General features: G+C 64.1%; 22 protein-coding genes. 11 read left to right on the forward strand and 11 right to left on the reverse strand.

What is annotated here, in order from left to right:
- The first annotated feature begins 45 nt into the window (after window positions 1–45).
- The 3 genes from ileS to AC3A5N_RS05150 are packed head-to-tail and all read left to right on the forward strand — an operon-like array spanning window position 46 to window position 3,906.
- On the forward strand, window positions 46–2,946 hold the full coding sequence (gene ileS, locus AC3A5N_RS05140) for an isoleucine--tRNA ligase (RefSeq protein ID WP_487736217.1): 2,901 nt from the start codon (window positions 46–48) through the stop codon (window positions 2,944–2,946).
- Window positions 2,943–3,473: a signal peptidase II gene (lspA, locus tag AC3A5N_RS05145; RefSeq protein WP_487736218.1), complete on the forward strand. Its 531-nt coding sequence runs from the start codon at window positions 2,943–2,945 to the stop codon at window positions 3,471–3,473. Before ileS ends, lspA begins: the two co-directional genes overlap by 4 nt.
- A 1-nt stretch (window position 3,474) precedes the next feature.
- Window positions 3,475–3,906 (forward strand): DUF3035 domain-containing protein, encoded by a 432-nt coding sequence (locus AC3A5N_RS05150; RefSeq protein ID WP_487736219.1) that lies wholly within the window; start codon window positions 3,475–3,477, stop codon window positions 3,904–3,906.
- A 216-nt stretch (window positions 3,907–4,122) separates the two neighbouring features.
- Here the strand turns inward: AC3A5N_RS05150 and AC3A5N_RS05155 are convergent, their stop codons facing one another.
- Window positions 4,123–5,415 carry a hemolysin family protein gene (locus AC3A5N_RS05155; protein WP_487736220.1) on the reverse strand — a complete coding sequence of 431 codons (1,293 nt, stop codon included), beginning with the start codon at window positions 5,413–5,415 and terminating at the stop codon, window positions 4,123–4,125.
- Between the two features lie 170 nt (window positions 5,416–5,585).
- Here AC3A5N_RS05155 and AC3A5N_RS05160 point away from each other — a divergent pair, with 170 nt between their 5' ends.
- Window positions 5,586–6,275, forward strand: coding sequence for a YiaD family glycine zipper/OmpA-like lipoprotein (locus AC3A5N_RS05160; RefSeq protein WP_487736221.1), 690 nt, complete (start codon window positions 5,586–5,588; stop codon window positions 6,273–6,275).
- 68 nt (window positions 6,276–6,343) lie between these two features.
- Here the strand turns inward: AC3A5N_RS05160 and AC3A5N_RS05165 are convergent, their stop codons facing one another.
- A complete protein-coding gene (locus AC3A5N_RS05165) occupies window positions 6,344–7,123 on the reverse strand; it encodes a 3'(2'),5'-bisphosphate nucleotidase CysQ (protein ID WP_487736222.1) in 780 nt (259 codons plus the stop codon).
- Between the two features lie 111 nt (window positions 7,124–7,234).
- Here AC3A5N_RS05165 and sucC point away from each other — a divergent pair, with 111 nt between their 5' ends.
- Entirely contained in the window at window positions 7,235–8,434 is a 1,200-nt protein-coding gene (gene sucC, locus AC3A5N_RS05170; RefSeq protein WP_487736223.1) for an ADP-forming succinate--CoA ligase subunit beta, read from the forward strand.
- A gap of 18 nt (window positions 8,435–8,452) precedes the next feature.
- On the opposite strand, the gene AC3A5N_RS05175 is transcribed toward sucC, so the two are convergent.
- Window positions 8,453–8,986: a DUF6265 family protein gene (locus tag AC3A5N_RS05175; RefSeq protein WP_487736224.1), complete on the reverse strand. Its 534-nt coding sequence runs from the start codon at window positions 8,984–8,986 to the stop codon at window positions 8,453–8,455.
- 203 nt (window positions 8,987–9,189) lie between these two features.
- Here AC3A5N_RS05175 and AC3A5N_RS05180 point away from each other — a divergent pair, with 203 nt between their 5' ends.
- The 3 genes from AC3A5N_RS05180 to AC3A5N_RS05190 all read left to right on the forward strand — a co-directional run bounded on the left by AC3A5N_RS05180 (window position 9,190) and on the right by AC3A5N_RS05190 (window position 11,954).
- The gene (locus tag AC3A5N_RS05180) at window positions 9,190–9,936 is read left to right on the forward strand and encodes an electron transfer flavoprotein subunit beta/FixA family protein (protein ID WP_487736225.1); all 747 of its coding nucleotides are present in this window, start codon (window positions 9,190–9,192) and stop codon (window positions 9,934–9,936) included.
- Between the two features lie 108 nt (window positions 9,937–10,044).
- A complete protein-coding gene (locus tag AC3A5N_RS05185) occupies window positions 10,045–10,974 on the forward strand; it encodes an electron transfer flavoprotein subunit alpha/FixB family protein (RefSeq protein WP_487736226.1) in 930 nt (309 codons plus the stop codon).
- A gap of 47 nt (window positions 10,975–11,021) precedes the next feature.
- Window positions 11,022–11,954 carry an energy transducer TonB gene (locus AC3A5N_RS05190; protein WP_487736227.1) on the forward strand — a complete coding sequence of 311 codons (933 nt, stop codon included), beginning with the start codon at window positions 11,022–11,024 and terminating at the stop codon, window positions 11,952–11,954.
- Window positions 11,955–11,972: 18 nt separating this feature from the next.
- Here AC3A5N_RS05190 and AC3A5N_RS05195 read toward each other — a convergent pair whose 3' ends face one another.
- The 6 genes from AC3A5N_RS05195 to AC3A5N_RS05220 all read right to left on the reverse strand — a co-directional run bounded on the left by AC3A5N_RS05195 (window position 11,973) and on the right by AC3A5N_RS05220 (window position 19,222).
- Window positions 11,973–13,220 carry a DUF445 domain-containing protein gene (locus AC3A5N_RS05195; protein WP_487736228.1) on the reverse strand — a complete coding sequence of 416 codons (1,248 nt, stop codon included), beginning with the start codon at window positions 13,218–13,220 and terminating at the stop codon, window positions 11,973–11,975.
- Window positions 13,221–13,258: 38 nt separating this feature from the next.
- Window positions 13,259–16,789, reverse strand: a complete 3,531-nt coding sequence (locus AC3A5N_RS05200; protein WP_487736229.1) for an efflux RND transporter permease subunit — start codon at window positions 16,787–16,789, stop codon at window positions 13,259–13,261.
- Between the two features lie 4 nt (window positions 16,790–16,793).
- Window positions 16,794–17,993, reverse strand: a complete 1,200-nt coding sequence (locus AC3A5N_RS05205; protein WP_487736230.1) for an efflux RND transporter periplasmic adaptor subunit — start codon at window positions 17,991–17,993, stop codon at window positions 16,794–16,796.
- A gap of 208 nt (window positions 17,994–18,201) precedes the next feature.
- Window positions 18,202–18,468, reverse strand: coding sequence for a GlsB/YeaQ/YmgE family stress response membrane protein (locus AC3A5N_RS05210; RefSeq protein ID WP_487736231.1), 267 nt, complete (start codon window positions 18,466–18,468; stop codon window positions 18,202–18,204).
- Window positions 18,469–18,620: 152 nt separating this feature from the next.
- Window positions 18,621–18,920: a CtrA inhibitor SciP gene (gene sciP, locus AC3A5N_RS05215; protein ID WP_487736232.1), complete on the reverse strand. Its 300-nt coding sequence runs from the start codon at window positions 18,918–18,920 to the stop codon at window positions 18,621–18,623.
- Window positions 18,917–19,222, reverse strand: coding sequence for a hypothetical protein (locus AC3A5N_RS05220; RefSeq protein WP_487736233.1), 306 nt, complete (start codon window positions 19,220–19,222; stop codon window positions 18,917–18,919). The genes sciP and AC3A5N_RS05220 overlap by 4 nt, the downstream gene beginning before the upstream one ends.
- Before the next feature lie 117 nt (window positions 19,223–19,339).
- Between AC3A5N_RS05220 and mnmA the strand changes: the two genes are divergently transcribed.
- The gene (gene mnmA / locus AC3A5N_RS05225) at window positions 19,340–20,506 is read left to right on the forward strand and encodes a tRNA 2-thiouridine(34) synthase MnmA (RefSeq protein WP_487736234.1); all 1,167 of its coding nucleotides are present in this window, start codon (window positions 19,340–19,342) and stop codon (window positions 20,504–20,506) included.
- A 194-nt stretch (window positions 20,507–20,700) separates the two neighbouring features.
- Window positions 20,701–22,647, forward strand: a complete 1,947-nt coding sequence (locus AC3A5N_RS05230; RefSeq protein WP_487736235.1) for a polysaccharide biosynthesis protein — start codon at window positions 20,701–20,703, stop codon at window positions 22,645–22,647.
- A gap of 23 nt (window positions 22,648–22,670) precedes the next feature.
- Here AC3A5N_RS05230 and AC3A5N_RS05235 read toward each other — a convergent pair whose 3' ends face one another.
- The gene (locus tag AC3A5N_RS05235) at window positions 22,671–23,780 is read right to left on the reverse strand and encodes a glycosyltransferase family 4 protein (RefSeq protein ID WP_487736236.1); all 1,110 of its coding nucleotides are present in this window, start codon (window positions 23,778–23,780) and stop codon (window positions 22,671–22,673) included.
- Between the two features lie 99 nt (window positions 23,781–23,879).
- Between AC3A5N_RS05235 and AC3A5N_RS05240 the strand changes: the two genes are divergently transcribed.
- Window positions 23,880–24,746 (forward strand): NAD-dependent epimerase/dehydratase family protein, encoded by an 867-nt coding sequence (locus tag AC3A5N_RS05240; protein WP_487736237.1) that lies wholly within the window; start codon window positions 23,880–23,882, stop codon window positions 24,744–24,746.
- Here the strand turns inward: AC3A5N_RS05240 and AC3A5N_RS05245 are convergent.
- Complete coding sequence (locus AC3A5N_RS05245) at window positions 24,743–25,297, reverse strand: sugar transferase (RefSeq protein ID WP_487736238.1); 555 nt, start codon at window positions 25,295–25,297, stop codon at window positions 24,743–24,745. The genes AC3A5N_RS05240 and AC3A5N_RS05245 overlap by 4 nt on opposite strands.
- Window positions 25,298–25,312: the final 15 nt, after the last annotated feature.

The raw sequence follows: 25,312 nt of genomic DNA on the forward strand, positions 1-25,312 counted from the left end.
AACCGGCTTTATCGCGCGCTGCAATTGCCCTAACGGCCATCCGCCATGACAGAACAGCGCGATTACAAGGACACGGTCTTCCTGCCCAAGACCGACTTCCCGATGAAGGCCGGCCTGCCGCAGAAGGAGCCGGGCATTCTCGCGCGCTGGGAATCCGAGGGGCTCTACCGCCAGCTTCGCGAGGCGCGGAAGGACCGCGAGAAGTTCGTGCTCCACGACGGGCCGCCTTACGCCAATGGCGACATGCACATCGGGCACGCGCTCAACCACGTGCTCAAGGACATGGTCGTGCGCACGCAGAGCCTGCTCGGCAAGAATGCGCCCTACGTGCCGGGCTGGGACTGCCACGGGCTGCCGATCGAATGGAAGGTTGAGGAGCAGTACCGCAAGAAGAAGCTGAACAAGGACGAGGTCCCCCCGGCCGAGTTCCGTGCCGAATGCCGCGCCTATGCCCAACACTGGGTCGACGTGCAGCGGGAGCAGTTGAAGCGCCTCGGCGTGAACGGCGACTGGGACAATCCCTACCTGACGATGGACTTCGCGGCGGAAGCGACGATCGTGTCCGAGCTGCTCAAGTTCGCCGAAGCGGGCAATCTCTACCGCGGCGCCAAGCCGGTGATGTGGAGTCCGGTGGAGAAGACCGCACTGGCCGAGGCCGAGGTCGAGTACGAGGATATCGTCTCCACCCAGATCGACGTCGCGTTCGAGATCGTCGAGAGTCCGATTCCGGAACTGGTCGGCGCCCACGCGGTGATCTGGACGACGACGCCCTGGACGATCCCGGTGAACCAGGCGTTGGCTTATGGGCCGGATACTGAATACGTTGCTTACCGGTCGGGTTCGAAAAAGATCCTCGTCGCGCAAGAACTTTGGCTCGAGTTTGCGAAACGCTGCGGTGATTCACCTTGGCTGTCCGAAGGTGAAGGCTGGATGGTGATGTGGGCTGGCAAAGGCTCCGACCTTGCCGGCACCATCGCCCGCCACCCGATGCACCACCTCGGCGGCTTCTACGCTGAGCCCCGCCCCTTCCTCCCAGGCGACTTCGTCACCACCGACAGCGGCACCGGTCTCGTCCATATGGCGCCCGATCACGGCGAGGACGACTTCGTGCTCTGCAAGGCGAACGGCCTGACGCCCAAGTTCGTGGTCGAGGCCGACGGGCGCTACCGCGACGACTGGGCCTGGCTCGGCGGTGATGACGAGCGCCGCATGTCGGTGATCAACCCGAAGTTTAATGCGCCCGACGGTCCGATCTGCTCCGACTTGCGCGAGGCGGGCGCGCTGCTCGCGGCCAGTGCCGACTACAAGCACTCCTACCCGCACTCGTGGCGCTCCAAGGCCAAGGTCATCTACCGCTGCACGCCGCAGTGGTTCGTGCCGATGGACAAGCTCCTGATCGAACTCGATGCCAAGACGCGGTCCGAACGGAAATGGGAGAGCGAAGGCGGCGCACTCGATCCGTCAGACGAAGCGGCAGGCGCCCCCCCGACGCTGCGACAGCTTGCGATGCAGGCGATCGCCGATACGCGCTTTGTGCCCGAGAAGGGCCGCAACCGCATCGGATCGATGGTCGAGGGCCGGCCCGATTGGGTGCTCAGCCGCCAGCGGGCCTGGGGCGTGCCGATCACGCTGTTCGTCGATCGCAAGTCCGGCGAGTATCTCGTCGATCCGGCGGTCAACGCCCGGATCGTCGCGGCAGTGCGTAAAAAGGGCGTCGATGCCTGGACCGACGAGGCCGCGCCGGCCCTGCTCGGCCCCGACTACGATCCCGCCGACTACGAGCGCGTGGTCGATATTCTCGACGTGTGGTTCGATTCGGGCTGCACCCACGCCTTCGTGCTCGAAAGCGGCCGCTGGCCCGAACTCCGGTGGCCTGCTGACCTCTACCTCGAAGGATCCGACCAGCACCGCGGCTGGTTCCAGTCCTCGCTGCTCGAATCCTGTGCCACTCGCGGCCGCGCGCCTTACGACGCGGTGCTGACTCACGGCTTCACCATGGCGAGCGACGGCAAGAAGATGTCCAAGTCGCTCGGCAACACGGTCGATCCGATCAAGGTGATGGAACAGTACGGGGCGGACATCATCCGGCTCTGGGCGCTCTCGGTCGACTATACCGAGGACCACCGCATCGGCGACGAGATCCTGAAAGGGGTCGCCGACCAGTACCGGAAGTTGCGCAACACCTTCCGCTACATGCTCGGCGCGCTGGGCGGCTTCGATTACGAGGCGGAAGCGATTCAGCCGGCGGATATGCCCGAGCTTGAGCGGTACGTGCTCGATCGGCTGCACGCTCTCGACAGCACGCTGCGACAGGCGATCGCGGACTTCGATTTCAACGAATACACCCGCGCGCTGGTCGACTTCGCGAACGAGGACCTGTCGGCGTTCTTCTTCGATATCCGCAAGGACAGCCTCTACTGCGACGACGCGAACGACCCGCGCCGCCGCGCCTATCGCTCGACCCTCGACATCCTGTTCCACGCGCTCGTGCGCTACGCCGCGCCAGTGCTGGTGTTCACCGCGGAGGAAGTTTGGACCACCCGTTTCCCTGAACATGGGAGCATCCACCTCCAGGAACTGCACCCGCTGCCGGATGACTGGGTGAACCCCGCCCTCGCCGCGCGCTTCGGGAATATGCGGGCGCTGCGCGAGCAGGTGATGGAAGCGATCGAGCCGCTGCGGCGCGAGAAAGTCGTGCGCTCCGGCCTCGAAGCCGAAGTGACCGTGCCCACCGATGCGGTGCCCGAGGGCTTCACCGACGCAGAGCTTGCCGAGTTGTTCATCACCGCGTCAGTCGTGCGCGGGCAGGGCGGCGCGGTGACCGTGACGCGCACCACCGACCACAAGTGCGGCCGCTGCTGGCGCCTCCTGCCCGAAGTGACGGAGGACGGAGCGCTGTGCGAACGGTGCGACGAAGCAGTCGCCGAACTGGATGCCGCCGCATGAGCAAGCTCGCCAGATACCGCCTGATCGGCTTCGCCGCAGCGATCGTCCTGTTCCTCTTGGACCAGGCGATGAAGCGCTATGTCACCCAAACGCTCGCGATGGAGCGCGGCGACGTGGTCGAGCTGCTGCCGTTCTTCGATTTCCGGCTGACGTACAACTTCGGCGTTTCGCTCGGCATGTTCCAAGCCGATTCGATGGAGATGCGCTGGATTCTCGTGGGCGTGACCAGCCTGATCGCGCTGGTCGTCACCGTATGGATGCTGCGCGAGAAGGCGCTGGGCGAGATCGTCGGCCTCTCGCTGATTCTCGGCGGAGCGCTGGGCAATATCAAGGACCGCTACGAACTCGGCTACGTGATCGACTATGCGGACCTGCATTTCGGCGAGTTCCGGCCCTTCCTGATCTTCAACATCGCCGATGCCGCGATCACCATCGGCGTCCTGATAATCCTTGCCCGTGCGTTCTTCGTGCGCGACAAGGAGGCAACACCCGAACACAAGTCGGCGCCCGGCGCCGCGGAGAGCTGAGATGACTTTTACTCTTGGGCGTAAATCGACCACCCTAGTCCTTCTCGCGGGTGCGGGCGCAATGCTCGCCGCCTGCGGCAGCACCGGCGGCATCGGCGGCCGCGAGCGGCCCGACGAGTTCGCCGTGCAGCGCCAGGCGCCGCTGGTCGTTCCGCCCGACTTCAGCCTTGTCCCGCCCGCTCCGGGTGCACCTCGTCCGGCCGAAGAGACCGCCGGCGAGCAGGCGCTCGAGGCCCTGTTCGGCGGGCCCGCGCCGCGCAGCGCCGTCGAAACCAGCATGCTCGACCGCGCCGGAACGGCCGCGCCGAGCATCCGCACCGAAGTCGGCGATCCGCAGACGAACACGGTCGCCAAGGGCAGCGTCACCCGCGACATCGTCGCAGCGCCCGAGGGCGACGGGCAGTTCGCGCAGGCCGTGATCCCGCAGGGATAAAGCTTTTTTGTTTTCCGCAGGCGCATCCGCGCGTGCGATGTCCTCGGCCCTGACGGGCCTGCGGGCGCGCAGTCGCGCTTGCGGGCTGCTACCGCAGCCCGATCCGTTCCAAGCCATAGCTATCCAGCGAGATCCCGGTCCGCGAAAAGCGGACCGCAGCGACCGAAGGGAGCGAGGATATCGCACACGCGGAGCGTGTGCGGAAACAAGGACTCCCTAGTCCCTGCTCACCAGCAGCTTGTCGATCTTGCGGCCGTCCATGTCGACGACCTCGAAGCGCCAGCCCTGGTCGGTGAAACTTTCCCCTTCCCGCGGCAGGTTCTTGAGCACCGACAGGACATAACCGGCAACGGTCGCAAACTCGCGGTCTTCGCTGTATTCGATGCGCAGCCGGTCGGCGAGATCGTCGGCCGACAGCGCGCCCGACACGAGCAGCGAGCCATCCGGCCTCTCGATCATGACCGGGCGATCGCCATCATCCCGGTCGCTCGCAAAGTGGCCAGCAATCGCAGTCAGCAGGTCGGCCGGAGTCACGATCCCGTCGAGATGACCGTACTCGTCGTGCACCATGGCCATCGCGACTTCGGACCGCTGGAGTACGCGGAGTGCGTCCATCGCGTCGAGCTGGTCGGGCACGACTTCGGCCTGCCGCGTGATCGCACGCAGCGAGATCGCCTCGCCCGCCACGAGCCGCGCGAGCACCTCACGGACCTTGATCACGCCGATCACGCGGTCGGGCGAGCCCTCGGCGACCGGCAGCAGCGAATGGGGGCTGGCCTCGATGGCGGCGCGAATCTCCGTCTCATCCGCGTCAGCATCAACCCAGTCGAGTTCGGTCCGCGGCGTCATCACCTCCCGCACCGGGCGGTCCGTGAGGCGGACCACGCCCGCGAGGATATGATGCTGCTTGACCTCGAGCACCCCCGAACGCGTCGCATCTGCGAAGATCATGTGCAGTTCCTCGGCCGTCACGTTCGATTGCCCGCCCGGCCGGACCCCGAGGAGCCGGATAAGCAGGCCGGAGGAGGTGTCGAGCAACCACACCAGCGGCGCGGCGATCTGCGCGATAATCGCCATCGGGCGGGCCATGGTGAGGGCGATCGGCACCGCGGCGCGCAAGGCGACCTGCTTGGGCACGAGTTCGCCGACCACGAGGCTGGCATAAGTCGTCAGCGCGATCACCACCGCGAAACCGGCCTCGTCCGCATATCGGGCAGGCAGCCCTAGCGCCTCGAGCCGCTCGCCCACGGGACCGCCCAGGCTGGCGCCCGAATATGCACCGGCGATGATGCCGACCAGGGTAATCCCGATCTGCACCGTGGAGAGGAACTTGCCCGGATCGGCCGCCAACGCGAGCGCGGTCTGCGCAGCGCGGCTGCCCTTGTCGGCCGCCCCCTGAAGGCGCGCGGGCTTGGCGGAAACGATCGCGAGCTCGGACATGGCGAACACGCCGTTGAGCACGATCAATCCCGCGATGATCAGGAGGTCTGGCCAAGGGAAGGGTGTCACACCTCTCCGCTAGCATAATTGCGGCCCTGCGCCAGCCTGTCGCATGCCGATTACCATTCGGCGGGGAACAGGTGAGCCGTTATGGTGTTTTAGCGTGATATGGCGCAGGTGGGCGCGCTGCCCCTTTTTGCGTGGGGCACATAGAGTTTGCAGCAAGAGGGGAAAATCCCATGAAAAAGTCGAGAATGATCGTTGCCAGCTTTGCCGCGCTTTCGCTGGTAGGCGTCTCCGCCTGCGTGACCGATCCCAACACGGGTGAGCGGAAGATCTCCCGCACGGCGATCGGCGGCGTCGGCGGCGCGGCCGCGGGTGCGCTGCTCGGCGGGCTGATCGGCGGCAAGACCGGGCGCATCATCGGCGCGGTCGGCGGCGGCGCGGTCGGCGGCGTGGTCGGCTACAAGATGGACCAGCAGATCAAGGAACTTCGCGAATCGACCGCCGGCTCTGGCGTGGACGTCACCGAAGTCGACAACGGCCAGGCGATTCTGGTCAACCTGCCCGACGGGGTGACCTTCGACGTCGGCAGCGCCACGTTGAAGCCCGCCTTCCGCTCGACGCTCAACGACGTGGCGGGAAGCCTCGTACAGTATCCGAACAGCCTGATCGACGTGTACGGCCACACCGATTCGACCGGGTCGGATTCCTTCAACCAGGGCCTTTCGGAACGCCGCGCGCAGACCGTCGCCAATTACCTGACCAGCCAGGGCGTCAACACGGCGCGCATCCGCTGGCAGGGTTTCGGTGAGACGATGCCCGTCGCGGACAACTCGACCGAGGAAGGTCGGCGCCTCAACCGCCGGGTCGAGATCAAGATCATTCCGATCAGTCAGGAAGAGATCAACGCCGCGCAGAACCAGTAAGGCGCGCACGCCTTCTGCCCACCGGGCGGGATGAGGGGGTCGGTCTTCGGACCGGCCCCTTTTTCGCATCAGCGGGCGAGCTTCGCCGCGCGTTCCGCCAGCCGGGCCACGGCAGCAGCATGGATGCCCGGTGCGCTGATCAGCAGGCCGAAGGCGCGCGGATCGCGCTTGTTGTAGTTCAGCGGCTGCCCGAACGCATCGCTGATCGCGGCACCGGCCTCGCGCGCGATGAGCGCAGCGGCGGCGATGTCCCATTCGAAGCCCCAGCGCAGCGTGGCGAGCAGGTCCGCCTCGTCCGCCGCGACCATTGCCGCGCGCAGGGCGATCGAGTTGGGCTTGGCGACCATCTGCAGGTCGCGGTCCTCCTTGGGCAGCGAATCGGCGGGCACGCGCGCGCCTGGAAACTCCTTCCGGTTCGAAGCCTGGAGTCGTTTGCCGTTGCGCCACGACCCCTGCCCGGAAACCCCGATCCACTCCTCTTCGCGCGCCGGCGCCGCGAGCATGCCGATCAACGGCCGCCGTTCGCTGATCAGCGCGACCGATACGGCCCATCCCGCACGCCCCCGGATGAAATCGCGTGTGCCGTCGATCGGATCGACCAGCCAGATCAGCCCCTTGCCGAGTCGCGCAGGATCGTCGGCGGTCTCCTCGGACAGCCAGCCGGCGGCCGGCAGCAGGCGTCCGAGTTCCCGCTTGAGGAACGTGTCGACGGCGAGATCGGCGGCGCAGACCGGGTTACCGGGCGCCTTCTCCCAAGTCTCGACGGTGTGCCCCGCCCCCGGCCAGGCGGCGAGCGCGATCCGCCCGGCCTCGCGGACGATATTCTCCAGACGCGAACGGTCTATCATCGTCCAACACCGTTGGGAGCGGATGCGACACTTTTCAAGCGCGGGAATCCATGCTTAGGCGCGGATGCAAACCTCCGATCCCTCCCGAACAACAAGCGGAAGCGCACCACCATGAACATCCACGAATACCAGGCCAAGGAACTGCTCGCGAAGTACGGGATCGGGATTCCCGCCGGTCACGCCGCTCTGACGGTGGAGGAAGCCGTGGCAGGGGCGAAGCAGCTTCCGGGGCCGCTCTACGTGGTGAAGGCGCAGATCCACGCCGGCGGGCGCGGCAAGGGCAAGTTCAAGGAGCTCGGCGCGGATGCCAAGGGCGGCGTGCGGCTCGCCAAATCGGTGGAGGAGGTCGAGGCCAACGCGCGTGAGATGCTCGGCAACACGCTGGTGACCGTGCAGACCGGGGAGGCGGGCAAGCAGGTGAACCGCCTCTACGTGACGGACGGGGTCGACATCGCATTCGAATACTACCTCTCGATGCTGGTCGATCGTGCGACGGGGCGCGTCGCGATGATCGTCTCCACCGAAGGCGGCATGGATATCGAACAGGTCGCGCACGACACGCCGGAGAAGATCACCACCATAACGATCGACCCGGCGCAGGGCTTCATGCCGCACCACGGCCGCGCGGTCGCCTTCGCGCTCAACCTCACCGGCGACCTCAACAAGCAGGCCCAGAAGCTGAGCCGCCAGCTCTACACCGCCTTCATGGATCTCGACTGCGAGATGCTGGAGATCAATCCGCTGGTGGAGACGGAAGACGGCAAGCTGCTGGTGCTCGACACCAAGATGAGCTTCGATTCGAACGCGCTCTACCGCCACAAGGACGTCGAAGCGCTGCGCGACGTGACCGAGGAGGATCCGGCCGAGGTCGAGGCGAGCGAGTACGACCTCGCCTATATCAAGCTCGACGGCAGCATCGGCTGCATGGTCAACGGCGCGGGCCTTGCCATGGCGACCATGGACATCATCAAGCTCAACGGCGCGTTCCCGGCGAACTTCCTCGACGTGGGCGGCGGCGCGAACCGTGAGAAGGTCACCGCGGCGTTCAAGATCATCCTCAAGGACCCGGCCGTCGAGGGCATCCTGGTCAACATCTTCGGTGGAATCATGAAGTGCGACGTCATCGCCGACGGCATCGTCGCGGCGGCGAAGGACGTGAACCTCTCGGTCCCGCTGGTCGTCCGTCTCGAAGGTACCAACGTCGAGAAGGGCAAGGAAATCCTCAACAACTCGGGTCTGCCGATCGTCAGCGCAGACGATCTCGGCGATGCCGCGAGGAAGATCGTCGCCGAAGTGAAGCAGGCGGCCTGAACCGGTGCGGAGCCGGCGCTACGGCGCCGGCTCCTCTCGTGCCGACTGTTCGCGGCGCGCATAGCGGAAGACGAGCTCTTTGACCTCGTCGCCCTCGCTCTTCATCCGAACGGCAACGACCAGTCTGCCCTCTCCATCGCAGCGATATGTCAGCGCGCTGAAGTAAGCCGCACAGGGCTCGATAGAGATCAGCGGGAAGCGGACCATATCGTCCTTTTCCTCCCAGCCCGTCAGATCCGGATTGAAGTGCTTGAGCTTGAGGACCAGGCCGCCCTCCTCCTCGACCAGATACATCTGCTCGGTGAACATCAGCCCGCCTTCGGGGCTTTCCTGCGCGAACAGACCGACCATCGTACCGCCCATCGGCGGCAGCCAGGTCTCGGCTGCCGGGGCGCCCTCGATGCCGGTGCCGACCCAATCGCCGACCAGCCAGGCCGCTTCCTCTATCGCAGCGGGCGGCGGGACGTGGTCGTCTGGCGCGACGCGCGTTTCCTGTGCTGCCAGCGGAGCAGCCAGCGCAGCGATGAGCAGAAACAGACTGTATCGAAGCATGGCTGGCCCCTTCCAGGAACAGGTAACGCCAGACTACGCCTGCGCGCCGCGCTGGTAAAGCGCACGGGAATGGGGTTGACCCCGCCGGCGCGGAACGCAAGGGAGAGGCGGAGTTGGATCAGCCGCCGGCGAGTCCCGCGCTTGACGCTTACGTAAACGCAAGCTACGCGGACGCCGCGCCAATCGAGAGGAAGGACCACCCCATGAAGATCCTCGTGCCCGTGAAGCGGGTGATCGACTATAACGTGAAGCCTCGGGTGAAGTCCGACGGCACGGGTGTCGATCTTGCGAACGTGAAGATGAGCATGAACCCGTTCGACGAGATCGCGGTGGAAGAGGCGATCCGGATCAAGGAAGCGGGCAAGGCGGAAGAGATCGTGGCGGTCTCGATCGGCCCGGCCAAGGCGCAGGAGACACTCCGCACGGCGCTTGCCATGGGCGCCGACCGCGCGATCCTGGTGCAGACCGATGACGAGGTCGAGCCGCTGGCCGTCGCCAAGATCCTCAAGGCGATCTACGAGGCGGAGCAGCCGGGCCTGGTGATCCTGGGCAAGCAGGCGATCGACGACGATTCGAACCAGACCGGCCAGATGCTCGCCGCGCTGACCGGCCGGCCGCAGGGCACGTTCGCCAACGACATCGAGATCGATGGCGACAGCGTCACCGTGAAGCGCGAGGTCGATGGCGGCCTCGAGACGGTCAAGCTTACGCTCCCGGCGATCGTCACCACCGACCTGCGTTTGAACGAGCCGCGCTATGCCTCGCTGCCGAACATCATGAAGGCGAAGCAGAAGCCGCTCGATACCAAGAGCCCCGCCGATTACAGCGTCGACACTGCGCCGCGTCTCAAGACGACCAAGGTGTCCGAGCCGCCGGTGCGCCAGGCGGGCGTAAAGGTCGCCGACGTCGACGAGCTGGTCGCCAAGATCAAGGCGCTCGGAATCGCTTGAGGTTAGCAGGCCCACGCCCGTTCGCCCTGGATCGGTGAACCAGGCGAGGAACGAAGGGCCGCTCTCCACCTCGGATGCTGCGGGACAACGGAATTTAGGGAAGAGACGATGAAAACGCTGGTTCTGGTCGAACACGACAATGCTTCGGTGAAGGATGCGACGCTGTCTGTCGTCACCGCCGCCGCCAAGCTCGGCGAAGTGCACCTGCTCGTCGCCGGCAGCGGCTGCGGCGCGGTGGCCGAAGCGGCCGCGAAGATCGAAGGCGTGGGCAAGGTCCATGTCGCCGACGATCCCGCCTACGAGCATCAGCTGGCCGAGAACGTCGCGCCGCTCGCGGCCGAGCTGATGCAGGATCACGATGCCTTCCTCGCCCCTGCGACCACCACCGGCAAGAACATCGCCCCGCGCGTTGCCGCGCTGCTCGACGTGATGCAGATCTCCGATATTCTGTCGATCGAGGGGGAGAAGACCTTCACCCGCCCGATCTATGCCGGCAATGCGATCGCGACGGTGGAATCGAGCGATCCCAAGCTGGTCGTCACCGTACGCGGCACGGCCTTCGACAAGGCTGCCGCCGAGGGCGGTTCGGGCACGGTCGAGGCGGTCTCCGGCTCCGGCGATGCCGGGATCTCGAGCTTCGTCAGCCAGGAGCTCGCCAAGAGCGAGCGTCCCGAGCTGACCAGCGCCAAGGTGATCGTCTCGGGCGGCCGCGCGCTCAAGGATGCGGCGACGTTCGAGGAAGTGATCATGCCGCTGGCCGACAAGCTCGGCGCGGGCGTCGGTGCGAGCCGCGCCGCGGTCGATGCAGGCTACGTCCCCAACGACTACCAGGTCGGCCAGACCGGAAAGATCGTGGCGCCGGAAGTCTATATCGCCATCGGCATCTCGGGCGCCATCCAGCACCTCGCCGGCATGAAGGACTCCAAGACCATCATCGCCATCAACAAGGACGAGGACGCACCCATCTTCCAGGTCGCCGACATCGGCCTCGTCGCAGACCTCTTCAAGGCCGTGCCGGAGCTCACCGAGAAGCTGTGACATCCACCCCGTTGCGCCATGCCTGCTCTGCGTAGTAGGCTGGCGGTATGGGGGAACTTTTCAAAAAGCTTAGCTTGGCGGGTCTGTGCGTAGCAGCCCTGCTGCCCGGTATCGCATCGGCGGACGAGGACGAGGAGCCTCTCGTCCTGAAGCCAAGTTCGCGGTGGCATGTGAACTATGCGGACGATAGCTGCCGCATGATGCGCATGTTCGGCGAAGGGGACGAGGAGTCTGCCTTCGTCATCGAACGTTACGGACCAACCGACTCGTTCTTTATGCTCGTCGGTGGAAAGCCGCTCAAAGCGGCTCGTCATGTCGATACGGCCCTTCGCTTCGGACCGGATGGGTACGAATTCGACCGCTCGACGAAGGAGGGGGAGTTCGGCGAGCATTCTCCAGCTGTAATGGCCAGCGGGATGCGCCTGGTCGCTACACCCGACGCTGATGAATACCAATCTTATAACGAGCACTTCGACCCGGAGAAGGAAGCGCAGGACACCGATCTCTTCGAACAGGAGATTACGCCCGAACAGGAAGCTGCCATTTCATGGCTCGAGATCCGGCGCGGACGGGCACGTCCGATCAGGCTGGAACTGGGCTCCATGGGCCCACCGATGGAAGCAATGCGCCAGTGCATCGACGAGTTGTTGACGCATTGGGGAATCGATCTCGAAGCGCATCGCGAGATAACGAGAGCGGTGGTGCCGAAGGCAAACCCTGCGCGCTGGGTGCGGTCGAGCGACTACCCTCTGAACCTGGTGCGCAAAGGCGCACAAGGGCTCGTTCAGTTCCGCCTCAGCGTCGGCGCCGACGGCGTGCCGACGCAGTGCCATATACAAGCGTCCACACGGCCCGAGGGCTTCGACAAGGCCGTGTGCAATGCACTGATGCGCAGGGCCCGCTTCGAACCTGCTCTCGACGCTGAGGGCCGTCCGATTGCCTCATATTGGCGCAGTGCGGTCAGCTTCGAAATGCCCTGAGGCGAGCTTCCTGGCTGCCTAGAGAACCGAAACGAGTGCGTGGATCGTCACGCCGACGAGCCCTCCGACCAGCGTGCCGTTGATGCGGATGAACTGCAGATCGCGGCCGACGGCGTTCTCGAGGCGATCGGTGATCGTGCGCGCATCCCAGCGGCGGACCGTTTCCGAGACGAGCTGGACAATCTGCCCGCCGTAACGGGTCGCGATGCCTACGGCGGTGCGGCGGGCGAAGCGGTTGACCTGCGTCTGAAGGCGCGGATCGTCGCGTAGGGCTCCCCCGAGTTCCGCGAGAGTACCGCCGAGCCAGCCATCAAGGGTCGAATCGGGATTGCGCGCCATGGCGATCATGCCAGTACGCATCCGCTCCCACACGCCCTGCCACCAGTTCGCCACCGCCGGATTGTCGAGCAGCTCGCGCTTCATTCTCTCGATCTTGGCGCGCATTTCGGGATCGTGGACCAGGTCGTGCGCGACTTTCTCCAGCCCCTCCTCGATCTTGCCGCGGAGTGGATGCTCGGGATCGACCAGCACCTCGGCGAGCAGGCGATAGAGGCCGTCGAGTACCGAGTTGGCGAGCCGCTCGTCGAGCCCGGTCCAGCGCAGCAGGGCATTGGCGCGCTCGTGGATCATCGCGCGGACCATTTCTTCGTTGTCTTCCAGCGTCAGGCCGGCCCAGCGGATGATGCTGTCGATCAGCGGCAGGTGGCGCTTGTCGGCGATCGCGGCGCTGAGCATCTGTCCCAGCAGCGGCGCGGCCTCAAGCTTGTCGAGCTGCCGCTTCAGGCCGCTGCGCACCTGCCCACCCAGCCGCTCGGGGTCGAGCGATTCGAGCGCCCCGGCGAACAGCTCGGCGGCGCCTGCGCCGATCCGCGACTGCGCTCCGCCACCCGGCTTGACGAGGAAATCGCCAACCGCCCGGGCGAGGTTCATCGCCTGCATCCGGCGCGCAACCACTGCGGGCGTGAGGAAATTGTCGCGCAGGAACTGCGCCATCGTATCGGCGATACGATCCTTGTTCTCGGGAATGATCGCCGTGTGCGGGATCGGCAGGCCGAGCGGATGGCGAAACAGCGCCGTGACGGCGAACCAGTCCGCCAGCCCACCGACCATTGCCGCCTCGGCGAAGGCGTGCACGTAGCCCCAGGCGGGATGCACTGCGAGATACTGGTGCGAGAACAGGAATACCCCCGCCATAGCCACGAGCATGGCCGTGGCGGTCATGCGCATGCGGCGCGCACGGTCGGGCGGGAGCGGAGCGCGCCTCATGGAGAGGAAACGCGCAGGTGGCGGCGGAGTTTCGCCGCTCACTCCGCGGGGTAGGGTCCCGGCGGCGGACGCCGCGTCGCAGGAATCGGCTCCCCGCCGGGCCCGGACTCCGGCAGCGGAGCAGGAGCGTGGGTCTCGTCACCCGGACGGTAGGTGAGCAGGCGGCCACGCAGCCACGGGCCGAGACGCTTCTCGAACCCGTCGGCGAGACTGAAACCCGCCGGCACGATGAGCAGCGTAAGGACCGTCGACATGATCAGTCCGCCAATCACCACCGTCCCCATCGGCGCGCGCCAGGCGCCGTCGCCCGAGAGTGAGAGCGAGACCGGAATCATGCCCGCGGTCATCGCCACGGTGGTCATCACGATCGGCTGCGCACGCTTGTGGCCCGCGTCCATGATCGCGTCGAGCTTCCGCACGCCCTTGTCCATCTCCTCGATCGCGAAGTCGATCAGCAGGATCGAGTTCTTCGACACGATGCCGAGCAGCAGCAGAATGCCGATATAGACCGGCATCGACTGCGGCTGCCCCACCAGCCAGACCAGGAAGATGCCGCCGAGCGGTGCGAGCGCGAGCGAGGTCATGTTGACCAGCGGGCTCATCACGCGCTTGTAGAGCAGCACGAGCACCGCGAAGACCAGCAGGATGCCGGACAGGATCGCGAACATGAGGCTCGTCATCATCTCCTGCTGCCACTCGTCCTCGCCCACCAGATCGCGAATCACGCCTTGCGGCAGGTTCTGGAGGATCGGCAGTGTATTGATCTGCGCGTCGGCCTCTCCCTTCACCACTCCCTGCGCGAGATCGGCGCCGATCAGCACGCGGCGGTTCTGGTTGTAGCGCTGGATCGTGGTCGGCCCCGAGCCGAAGCTGATGTCCGCCACCCGCGAGAGCGGGACGGTGCCGCCAGTGCGGGTCGGCACGGGCAGGTTCTCGATCGTCGTCAGAACCTCGCGAGACTGCTCGGGCAGCTTGACGCGGATTGGGATCTGCCGATCCGCTAGCGAGAACTTGGCCGCGTTCTGCTCGATCTCGCCGAGCGTGGCGATGCGGATCGCCTGGCTCATCGCGGAAGTTGTGACGCCGAGTTCGGCAGCGAGGTCGGCGCGCGGCTCGATGATGATTTCCGGCCGGTTGATGTCGGCGCTGATGCGCGGCGCGACGAGCGTGTCGAGCGTCTTCATCTGCTCGACCAGCGTGGCGGCGGTCTCCTCCAGCAACTCCGGGTCGGAACCTGCGAGCATCACCGTCACGTCGCGCCCGCTGCCGAAGCCGCCGGATTGCGACTGGAAGCGCACCCGCGCGTCGGGAATCTGCGCCAGCCTGGGCGCAAGCGCGCGTTCGAATTCGACCGATGTCCGCTCCCGCTCGGGCTTGAGCGTGATGTAGATCGACGCATTGCCCACGCGAACGCGTTCGAGCGCGCGCAGCACCTCGGGTTCCTGATAGAGGATCGCCGCGACTTCGTCCGCGACCCGCTCCGTGGTCTCGAGCGTGGTGCCGGGCACCATTTCGATCTCCACCTGGCTGTTGTCGCTGTTGATGTTCGGCTGGAACTGCGGCGGAACGTTCATGAACAGCAGGACGGTGAGGATCAGCGCAAAATAGCCGGTCATCATCATCCACACGCGGTGATCGTAGAAACGCGCCTCGAGCCAGCGCCAGGTGTCGTGGATGCCGCCGCCGATCATTCGCCAGGGAAGACCGATCAGCTTGAGAGCGGCCCACCCGGCACCAATGCCGATTGCCACGACAAGCAGGAGTTCAACGATCTCTAAAAGCTTAAGGATGACGAAGTGGATTATCCCTTCGCCGCTTGCGGAGAACATGCCAGCGATCGCCTCCGGCACACTTGCCATCTGCATCAGAGCATATGAGCCCGGAAGTGGAGGCAGACCAAACGTGACGATGAACGGCGTCAGGATAAGCAGAAAAACGGTGAACGCGAACCCCAGCCCATAGAGGAAGCGATTGCGCGGACCCTCGAGTCCTTCGCGGCGGGCGTGCATCTTGCCGCGATTGAGCGACCACGCGAGGACGCCCATATAGCGGTCCATCATCGGCCCTTCGCCGTGCGCGGCGTGGCCCTTCGCCTTGAGAAAATAGGCGGCGAGCATCGGGGTGATCATGCGCGCGACCGCCAGCGACATCAGCACCGCGATCACCACGGTGATGCCGAAGTTCTTGAAGAACTGCCCCGAAATGCCAGGCATGAGCCCGACGGGCAGGAACACCGCGACGATGCAGAAGCTGGTCGCGACCACCGGCAGGCCGATCTCGTCCGCAGCGTCGATGGACGCCTGATAGGCGGATTTCCCCATGCGCATGTGGCGCACGATGTTCTCGATCTCCACGATCGCGTCGTCGACCAGCACGCCGGCCACAAGCCCCAGCGCGAGCAACGAGAGCGAGTTCAGGTTGAACCCGAGCAGGTCCATGAACCAGAACGTCGGGATTGCGGAAAGCGGGATCGCGATGGCCGAGATCACCGTGGCCCGCCAGTCGCGGAGGAAGAAGAAGACGACGACAACGGCCAGGATCGCCCCCTCGATCATCGCCGCCATCGAGCTTTCGTACTGCTCTTCCGTGTACTGCACGCTGTTGAACAGCGGGATGAAGCTTACGCCGGGATTTTCCGCTTCGATCTTCTCGATTTCCTCCTTCGCCATCTCAAAGACGGTGACGTCGGAAGCGCCCTTGGCGCGCGACATCGCGAAGTTGACCACTTCCTTGTCGCGCACTTTGCTGATCGAGGTCCGTTCGCTGTAGCCGTCACGCACCGTGGCAATATCGGCCAGCTTCACGGTCCTTCCGTCGCCGAGCTGGATCTGCCGCTGCGACAGTTGGTAGGCAGTCTCGGTGCTGCCGAGGACACGGACCGACTGACGCGTGCCGCCGACTTCGGTGTTTCCGCCCGCTGCATCGAGGTTGGTCTGCCGCAACACGTTGTTGATCTGGCTGGCGGTGACGCCGAAGGCCTGCATCCGATCGAGATCGATGATGACTTCGATCTCGCGGTCGACGCCAGCGAAGCGGTTCACTTCCGCCATGCCCTCGACCGAAAGCAGCCGCTTCGCCACCGTATCGTCGATGAACCAGCTCAACTGCTCGATCGTCATGTCGTCGGCTTCGACGGCGAAGATGCCGAGGAAGCCGCCCGAGATCTCCTCTTTGGTGATGCGCGGCTCGATGATCCCGTCGGGAAGACTGCCGCGGATCTGGTCGACCGCGTTCTTGACTTCCGCGACAGCATCGTTCGGATCGGTCCCGATCTCGAATTCGACGAAAGTGCTTGAGCTGCCTTCGCTGGCAGTCGAGTTGATCGACTTCACCCCGTTGATCGAGCGGACCGCCGATTCGACACGCTGCGTGATCTGGTTCTCGATCTCGGTCGGCGCGGCACCGGGCTGAGAGATCGAGACGTTGACCGCCGGGAATTCGATCTCCGGGTTGTTGACCACATCCATCCGCGCAAACGCCATCAACCCCGCCAGCAGCAGCGCCGTGAAGAAAACGAGCGGAATGACCGGATTGCGAATCGACCAGGCGGAGATGTTGCGGAAGTTCATGCGCTCAGTTCCTGTCCGCGGTCACCTTGCGGGGCGAAACCGTTTCGCCCTCGGTCAGGAACCCGCCGGCGCGCAGTACGACCCGCTCGGTGCCCGTAAGTCCGCTGGCGATCGCAATGCCCCGGCTGGTCACAAGGCCGATGCGTACGCCGCGGCGCTGCGCCTTGTTCTCGTCGTCGATAACGAAGACATAGCTGCCCTCGTCATCCGACAGAACTGCCGATTCCGGCAGCAGCGGCGCCACGACGTTCCCGCCACCGATCGTGGCGCTGCCAAAGCCGCCGGGGCGAAGCTCGGGCGCATAAGGCAGCGCGATGCGTGCCGTGCCCTGGCGGTTCGCTTCCTCGATCATCGGCGAGAGCTGCCAAATCTGGCCGGAAAAGCGTTTGTCGGTTCCCACCGGCGTAACTTCTGCCGGAACGCCAACGGTCAGCTTGGCGAGATCGGATTCGCTCACCTTGGCGAGCATCTCCATCTCGCCGCCCTTGGCGATGGTGAACAGCGGTTCTCCGCCGCCTGCGACAGTCTGGCCGGGCTCGACATTGCGTTCGAGCACCAGGCCGGAAGCCGGCGCGTAGATGTTGAGCCGGGCAGTGCGCTCCTGAAGCTCGCGAAGCTGCGCGCGAGCGACCTGGACGCGGGCGCGGGCGGCGTCGCGCGTCGCAGTCAGCCGATCCACGTCGGCCTGCGAAATAAACCCGCGGTCGACCAGTTGGAGCGCGCGGTCGAGATCCGCCTGCGCGAGATCGGCGTCGGCTTCGGCCACAGCGATATTGGCGCGGGCGGAAGCAATTTGTTGCGTCTGCACGGAGCTGTCGATGACCGCGAGCACTTGGCCCTGGTTGACCCAATCGCCGGCATCGACCGGCACCGAGACCACACGGCCGCCCTCACCTACCGAGCCGATCGGCATCGGCCGGCGAGCGGCGAGCGTTCCGCTTGCCTCGATCTCGCCCTCGATCGTGGTCGTGCCCGGCGTGATCACCGAAATAACTGGAAGTTGCGACTGGTCTTCGCCCGCGGCAACACTGGCGCCACTTCCCCCGCGGGTGACGAAGAATGCGATTCCGCCGAGCACGGCCAGCACGATCACACCGATGATAATCCACCGCCTGCGCCGTGGGGTGTGCGCGCCCGTTTCGCCATCGAGATCGGTAGGATAGCCCTCGGCTCTGTCGGCCGTGACAGTCGTTTCGTAGTTCATCGCGTTTCAGCCTTCCGGAACCGGGAAGTGTGTTACCCCTATAACTCACTTCTGGCAATAGCCGGTCGCCAATAAACTGCTGCGCGATGTGCGGCAATGCGCAGTTCGACGGGGGGCATATGCGCCCGACGAATGACCACGAAACGCGAAAGGGCGGGAACGGCCTTCGCCGCACCCGCCCTTTCAGTGTTTCAAGAGATCGCGGCGCTTAGCGGACGCGACCGCGCTGGACCAGATTCACGATCGCCAGCAGCACGACCGCGCCGACGAGCGCGATGATGAGGCCAGTGAGCGAAAATTCCTGGACGCTCCCCTCGACACCGAACAGGGGTCCTGCGAGCGCGTTGCCGATCAGCGAGCCGATGCAGCCGACCACCACGTTCCAGAAGATACCCATCGATGCGTCGCGGTTCATCACCAGGCTCGCCAGCCAGCCGGCAATGCCGCCGACGATGATTGCGATAATCCATCCCATTCGGAAATCCTCCTGTTTATGCGATGCCCGGTTCAACGAAGCGCAAGGCATTGCGGTTCCCCGGCATTTTCATGCCGTGGCGGAAGGATACGATAAATGTGGGTCGAGAGCTAGGGCTGCGCGCACTCTTTGCGCCAGGCCGGAGGGACGGATCAGTACTTCAACTGCCGCTCGTAGAGGTCGCGGTAATGCTGGATTCGCGTAACGCGCAGGCCCTGCATGCCCGACCGGTCGACCGCGCGCTGCCACGATGCGAACTCCTCCAGCGTCAGGGAGTAGCGATCAAGCACCTCCTCGATGGTCAGCAGGCCGCCGTTGACCGCCGCAACGACTTCGGCCTTGCGGCGCACGACCCAACGCTTCGTATTGCGCGGCGGCAGATCCTCGAGCGTGAGCGGCTCGCCGAGCGGGCCGATCACCTGAGCGGGGCGGAATTTCTGGTTCTCGATCATCGTATCTCTCGGTCGCCGGCCAACCGCGCTCTCTGCGGCGGCAAGATCTTGCCGCCTGGGTCTTTGCCATTGGTTAAATTATTAAGGTTAACGAGACGTTGTTTTTGGCGCCCCGCGCCGTCCGTGCGCTCGCCGAATCGCTCGAAATTGCCCGCCGGATGGTCGCCTGCGGCCGTCATCGCGTGACGCACTTCATCCGCCGCGGCCAGTCGCATGACGATTTCCTCCCAGCGAGGTGCGCGCAATGCTCCGCCTTCGGCCGGCCGGTTGACCACGGCGGGTATGATGGTGCTTTCGAACATGGACTCGCCTTACGCCCGACATCGTCAACATGAGGTAAAGCCGATCATCGTTCGGTGAGAATTCGTCCGCGCGGCTGGCGCTTTATGGAATGGCCCCATCCGTGTATGGGCGCGCGCATGAACGCACCCGCCACCTTTACGCGTGAAATGAACCATGCCGCGCTGTTCGACCTGCCGCGCCCGGCGCGGGAGAGCCGGATCGTCGTGGCGATGTCCGGCGGGGTCGATTCTTCGGTTGTCGCGGCGCTGGCGGCCGCGAGCGGCGCGGAAACCATCGGCGTGACCCTCCAGCTCTACGACTACGGCGCTGCGACGGGGCGCAAAGGTGCGTGCTGCGCGGGCGACGACATCGCCGACGCGCGCGCCGTGGCCGACCGCCTCGGCATCGCGCATTACGTGTTCGATCACGAGAGCGCGTTCCGCGAAGAAGTGGTCGAGACGTTCGCCGACGATTACCTCGCCGGGCGCACGCCTGTCCCCTGCATCCGCTGCAATATGGGGCCGAAGTTCACCGACCTCTTCCGCATGGCGCGCGAGCTCGGCGCGGACTGCCTGGCGACCGGGCACTACGTGCGGCGGATCATGGGCGCGGATGGTCCGGAGCTTCACCGCGCACTCGATCCGGCGCGCGACCAGTCGTACTTCCTCTATGCGACGACCGAGGACCAGCTCGACTTCCTGCGCTTCCCGCTGGGCGGCCTGCCGAAAAGCGAGGTGCGCCGCCTCGCCGACGCCGCCGGCTTGCGCAACGCGGCCAAGCCCGACAGCCAGGACATCTGCTTCGTGCCCGACGGCGACTATGCCAGGATCGTCAAGACGCTGCGTCCCGAAGGCGGCGAGCCCGGCCCGATCGTCCACACCGCCACCGGCGAGACGCTCGGCACGCACAGGGGCATCGTTCACTACACCGTCGGCCAGCGCAAAGGCCTCGAGATCGGCGGCCAGGCAGAACCGCTCTATGTCGTTGGAATCGATGCGGAAAGCCGCACCGTCAGGGTCGGTCCCCGGCATATGCTGGCAGTCACCGCCGCACGGCTGATCGAAACCAACCGCATCGGCCCGCTGCCGCGGACACCGCTAACGGCCAAGGTCCGCTCGCTCGCCAAGCCCGTCCCGATCACGATCGACGGACCACTCGGGGGCGGCGCATCCTGCACGATCCGCTTCGCCAACCCAGAATACGGCGTCGCCCCGGGCCAAGCCGCCGTGATCTACGCCGGCGAACGCGTCGTGGGCGGCGGATGGATCGATTCGACGGAAGGCATGGCAGAAGAACCCGAGTGAGTGGCTGAGATCGTGCTGCGGCTCGATTTGATGGCAGCGCTCATGGCTGAAGGCTACGCTCGCCGCTCTGCTACCTCATTTTGACGCAGCTTAGGCGCATTTGACGCAGTGTAGGCGCAATAGAGTGTACTACTCTATTAAAGAGTGCTCTACGCCGACTGTCACGGAGGAACATGTTAAACCATTGGCGCAACTTGGTCTGGCCCGACAGCGACCGCTGGCGTGATTTGCGCGATCCTGCGCTCACCTTCATTATTGAAAGGCCCAGAATCCAGCGGCAAGCGTTAGCGATTGCGATCGACGGGTTCCTATGCATTGCGGCGGTGTGGATCGCGTTCTCACTCCGCCTTGGGGTGTGGGATCTGATATCCATCCCTATTGCGACGTTTGCGGCGTTCGCAGTTCTATTCTGGTACCCAATAGCTTGGCGGACCGGTGTCTATAGAGCGCTCATTCGTTTTTCCGGTGCGCGAACGATCGCCAATTTGGCGGCTGCCTGTGCTGCTCTGACGATACCGCTGATCGTTGTTTGCGTGATCTTCCGCTTGCCGGATGTGCCACGAACACTAAGTGTACTTCATCCCATCATTTTCCTGCTTCTGCTAGCCTCAAGCCGAGTCGCAATACGTTTCACGATGCTTGATCTGCTTAAGGCCGTGGAGGTGAATGCCAAACGCGTGCTGGTCTATGGTGCGGGCCGGGCAGGACAGCAGCTTGCGCTATCACTCAGGCATGAGCCGCAAGTCCATCTCGTCGGCTTCCTTGATGATGATCTGCGTCTTAACGGACAGCGTCTCGACGGGATTCCGGTATTTGGTTCGGACCGCCTGCGATGGGTCCTCGATGAGAAAGATGTAGATGAGGTACTGCTTGCAATACCGAGCGCATCGCGCACGCGTCGCCGCGAAATCATCGAAGCGCTCCAATGTGAAGAGGTATACGTCCGTTCACTGCCAAACCTGACCAACGTGATCGAAGGCAAGGTAAGTGTCAGCGATCTGCGTGAGATACAAATCGAAGAACTTTTAGGCCGTGAGGCCGTAGCTCCAAACGAATTATTAATGGGCAAGACCATCGTCGGCAAAACGGTGATGGTGTCGGGTGCCGGAGGGTCGATCGGCAGTGAACTTTGTCGCCAGATCATTCGCTGCCGTCCCGCACGCCTGATCCTTCTCGAACAGTCCGAGTATGCACTTTATGCAATCGAGCAGGAGCTCAGCGAATTGATGCTCGAACAGGATATTTCGGTATCCGTCGTGCCCGAATTGGTAAATGTATCAGAACGGTCGTCGATGCGCCGGGTCTACTCGCATTATTGTCCGCAAACCGTCTTTCACGCCGCGGCCTATAAGCATGTGCCGCTGGTCGAGGCGAATCCGGTCTCTGGTCTCCGAAATAATATCATGGGGACACTTTACAGTGTCATGGCGGCAGAGGAAGTCAGTGTCGCCAACTTCATCCTGATTAGTACAGACAAGGCGGTCCGCCCGACGAACATCATGGGCGCATCAAAGCGGGTGTGTGAACTCATCCTTCAGGCGCGCGCGGCGCAACCGGGTGTCGATACTGTGTTCAGCATGGTGCGTTTCGGCAATGTTCTCGGGTCGAGTGGGTCGGTCGTTCCGCGTTTCAAAGCGCAGATTGCTGCAGGCGGCCCAGTGACGCTGACCCACCGTGAGATCACCCGCTACTTCATGACTATTCCCGAAGCTTCGCAGCTCGTCATTCAAGCGAGTGCAATGGCGAAGGGCGGTGAGGTCTTCGTGCTCGACATGGGCGAGCCAGTGCATATTGCCGATCTCGCTCGTTCGATGATCCGTCTATCAGGCCTCAGTGTCCGTGATGCGGACAATGTGGACGGGGATATCGAGATCGTGGAAACAGGGTTGCGGCCAGGGGAGAAGCTCTATGAAGAGCTGTTGATCGGCGATAATCCCGAACCGACTAGTCATCCGCGAATTATGCGGGCACGCGAGAGACTGTGGTCGTGGGAGGAACTCGACCGCGAACTGAAGAAGCTCGATTTGACCATCCGCGGCAAAGGTAACGGCACAACCGCAGTGCAGATCATAAGCCGGCTTGTCCCGGAATATGTTCCCGGCGCAGGGTGGGTCGAACGGCTGGAAGCGACGAGAAGCTGAAGCTCGCTTCTACCCTGGTCATCCTACAGCCCGAGCTCATTGAGCAGCTGCGCGTTTACCTTGTCGACATCGTATTTCTCCTCAGCCAATCGACGGCTGGCGTCGCCCATTTTCTGGCGCTTCTTCGGATCGCTTGCGAGGACAATCATCGCTTTCGCGAGCGCCTGCGCGCTCTGAACGGGAACAAGATACCCATTCTCGCCGTCGATCGTGGTTTCGCGACATCCAGGTGCATCGGTCGTGATGATCGGTCGTCCTGCAGCCATCGCTTCTAGGACCGTGCGCGGAGTTCCCTCACGCCACGATGGTAGCACGAAGACAGAGGCCGACGCGATCGCCGGCCGCACGTCGTCGAGATGGCCTAGATATTCGACCCCGCCCGCAATCCACACGTCGAGCTGTTCGCGACTTACCGCATCTGGTCCGGTGTCTAACATCCCCGCGAACAGGAAGCGCGCCTCCGGAATCACGCCGCGCACGATTTGCGCTGCCTCAGCCAGTTCACTGAGACCCTTGCTATAGAGGAGCCGGGCGATTGTGAGGAAGATCGGCACTTCCGGCAGAGGCTGCCGAGAGTATTGGTGAAGATCGACCCCAGACCCGTTGGTCATGATCACCTTGCCTGGCTCAGACAGACACCCGGCAACAATGAAATCTTGCTTGTCGTCTGGATTCTGGAAGATGACGTGAGTGTTGGCATTTACCGCGATCCGGTACAAGCGCTGCGCAATTATCTGTGTCAGCCGGCGGATGAGCCCTTTACGGCTGATGAAGGCGAAGCCCAGTCCAGTCACCATGCTCGCAGAGCGCACACCGGCCAGGCGCGCGGCGATGCTGCCCCAGATGTTTGGCTTTATCGTATAGTTGAGGACGAAGTCGATCTTCTCCTCTCCGATCAAGCCGTGAATAAAGCGACAGTAAATGATATCACCCAGGAACGACACCTTGGTCCGCTTGAGTGGGACATCGTGTGGCACCGCGCCAAGCGATCGGAAATGGTCAGCAACCGCTCCGCTCAGGTCAGGCGAGGAGACATGGACGACGTGCCCCCGCGCAATCATGTCTTCGACTAGCCGCGAACGAAAGTTGTACAGGTAGTGCGCGTGTGACCCGTTGAGCAATATCCTAGTCATTTGTCATCGTCCTTCGCAATGAGCTTGACGGGGTGCGGATTCGGATTGCAAACGCGGTGCCGTCCACTCTCCGCGCTAATGACAACGACAGGACAGATTATGCGCATTGCGATCGCCGGCGCGAATGGATTTGTTGGCCGCCATCTCATCCGATTCCTATCAAATCAAGGCGTAAACGTTGTGCCCATCGGTCGCAGCGATATGGCGCCATCTGTGCTGCGAGCGGTGCTTGCGGGATGTGACGCGCTGGTCAACTGTGCGGGCAACAAAGATGGTCACGGCGCGGCTGCCAGAGAGGCGAATGTCGCACTTCCGCTCCATCTGCTGGACAGCGCGCGCGCCACGGATGCCGCCATGTTCCATGTCAGCAGTGTTGCGGCGCTAGTCAGCAAGACAGCTCCAGGTGAGACCGTCACCGATAACTATTGTGGTCGTCCAACTAGCGCCTATGGGCGGAGTAAGCGCGAGGGCGATGACGCCCTACTGCAGGCGGCGCATGAGTGCAGCTATGGTGCCCTCGCCATCTTGCGGCCGCCGATCCTGATTGGTCCCGACGCCGGGGGGGTGTTCGCGCTGCTGCGATCAATGGCACGCGCTGGCCTCCCGTTGCCGCTTGCGGGGACCAGAAACCGGCGCAGCGTCATGCATGTGGACAATTTCGCCGCCGCGATCCTTGCCGCGATACGGGCGCGCTGCAGTGGTGTCTTTATCGTCACCGATTCACCGCCGCTATCGAGCGCGGAACTCTATGCGCGAATGCTGGCAGCGGCAGGTCACAGCCGGCGCCTATTCCCCATCGGTCGCGTTGGACGCACACTGCTGCGCCAGGCGATGGGTAGCCGCGGCGAAAGCTTGTTGGGCGACGCAGCTTATTCGGGCGATCGCTTTGCGGCAGTGTCACACATTGACTGGCCAATTCCCCCGCAAGCGATCGTCGAAGACGCTATGATAGAGATCATCCCTTAAACCACCCGTGCATCGCCATGCCCTCGCCCGCGGAGGGTGCGCGCCAGGATCGCGAGATCGAGTGCCATCGAGTGTGTGCGAACATATTCGCCGTCGAGCGCGGCAAGGCGCGGCGGATCGGACATGTCGACGCCTTGGACTTGGGCCAGTCCAGTAATGCCGGGGCGCACCGTGAACACGCCGTTCGCGGCGCGCTCGGCGACTAGTTCGGCGTGCGAGGGCAGGCCGGGACGCGGGCCGACGAGGCTCATGTCACCGCGGATCACGCAGATGAGCTGCGGAAGTTCGTCGGCTTTGAACCTGCGGATGAGCGCGCTCGACCGCGAGATGGCGACCACGGGGGCGTGATGTGACGGCAGATCGCCGGTCTGCGGCGGCATGGTGCGGATCTTGTAGAGCCGAAAGAGCCTCTGATCTTTACCCACCCGCCACTGGGTGAACAACGGGTTCGCGCGGAACTCGCGCCACGAAAAAAAGGCCGCGATCACACAGACAGCCGCGGCCGGCAGGAAGAGGGTCAGCGAAATAGCCAGATCGAACGCACGCTTCATGAGAGATCATTCTGT

This window comes from Pelagerythrobacter sp. Soil_C_18, from assembly GCF_057657235.1.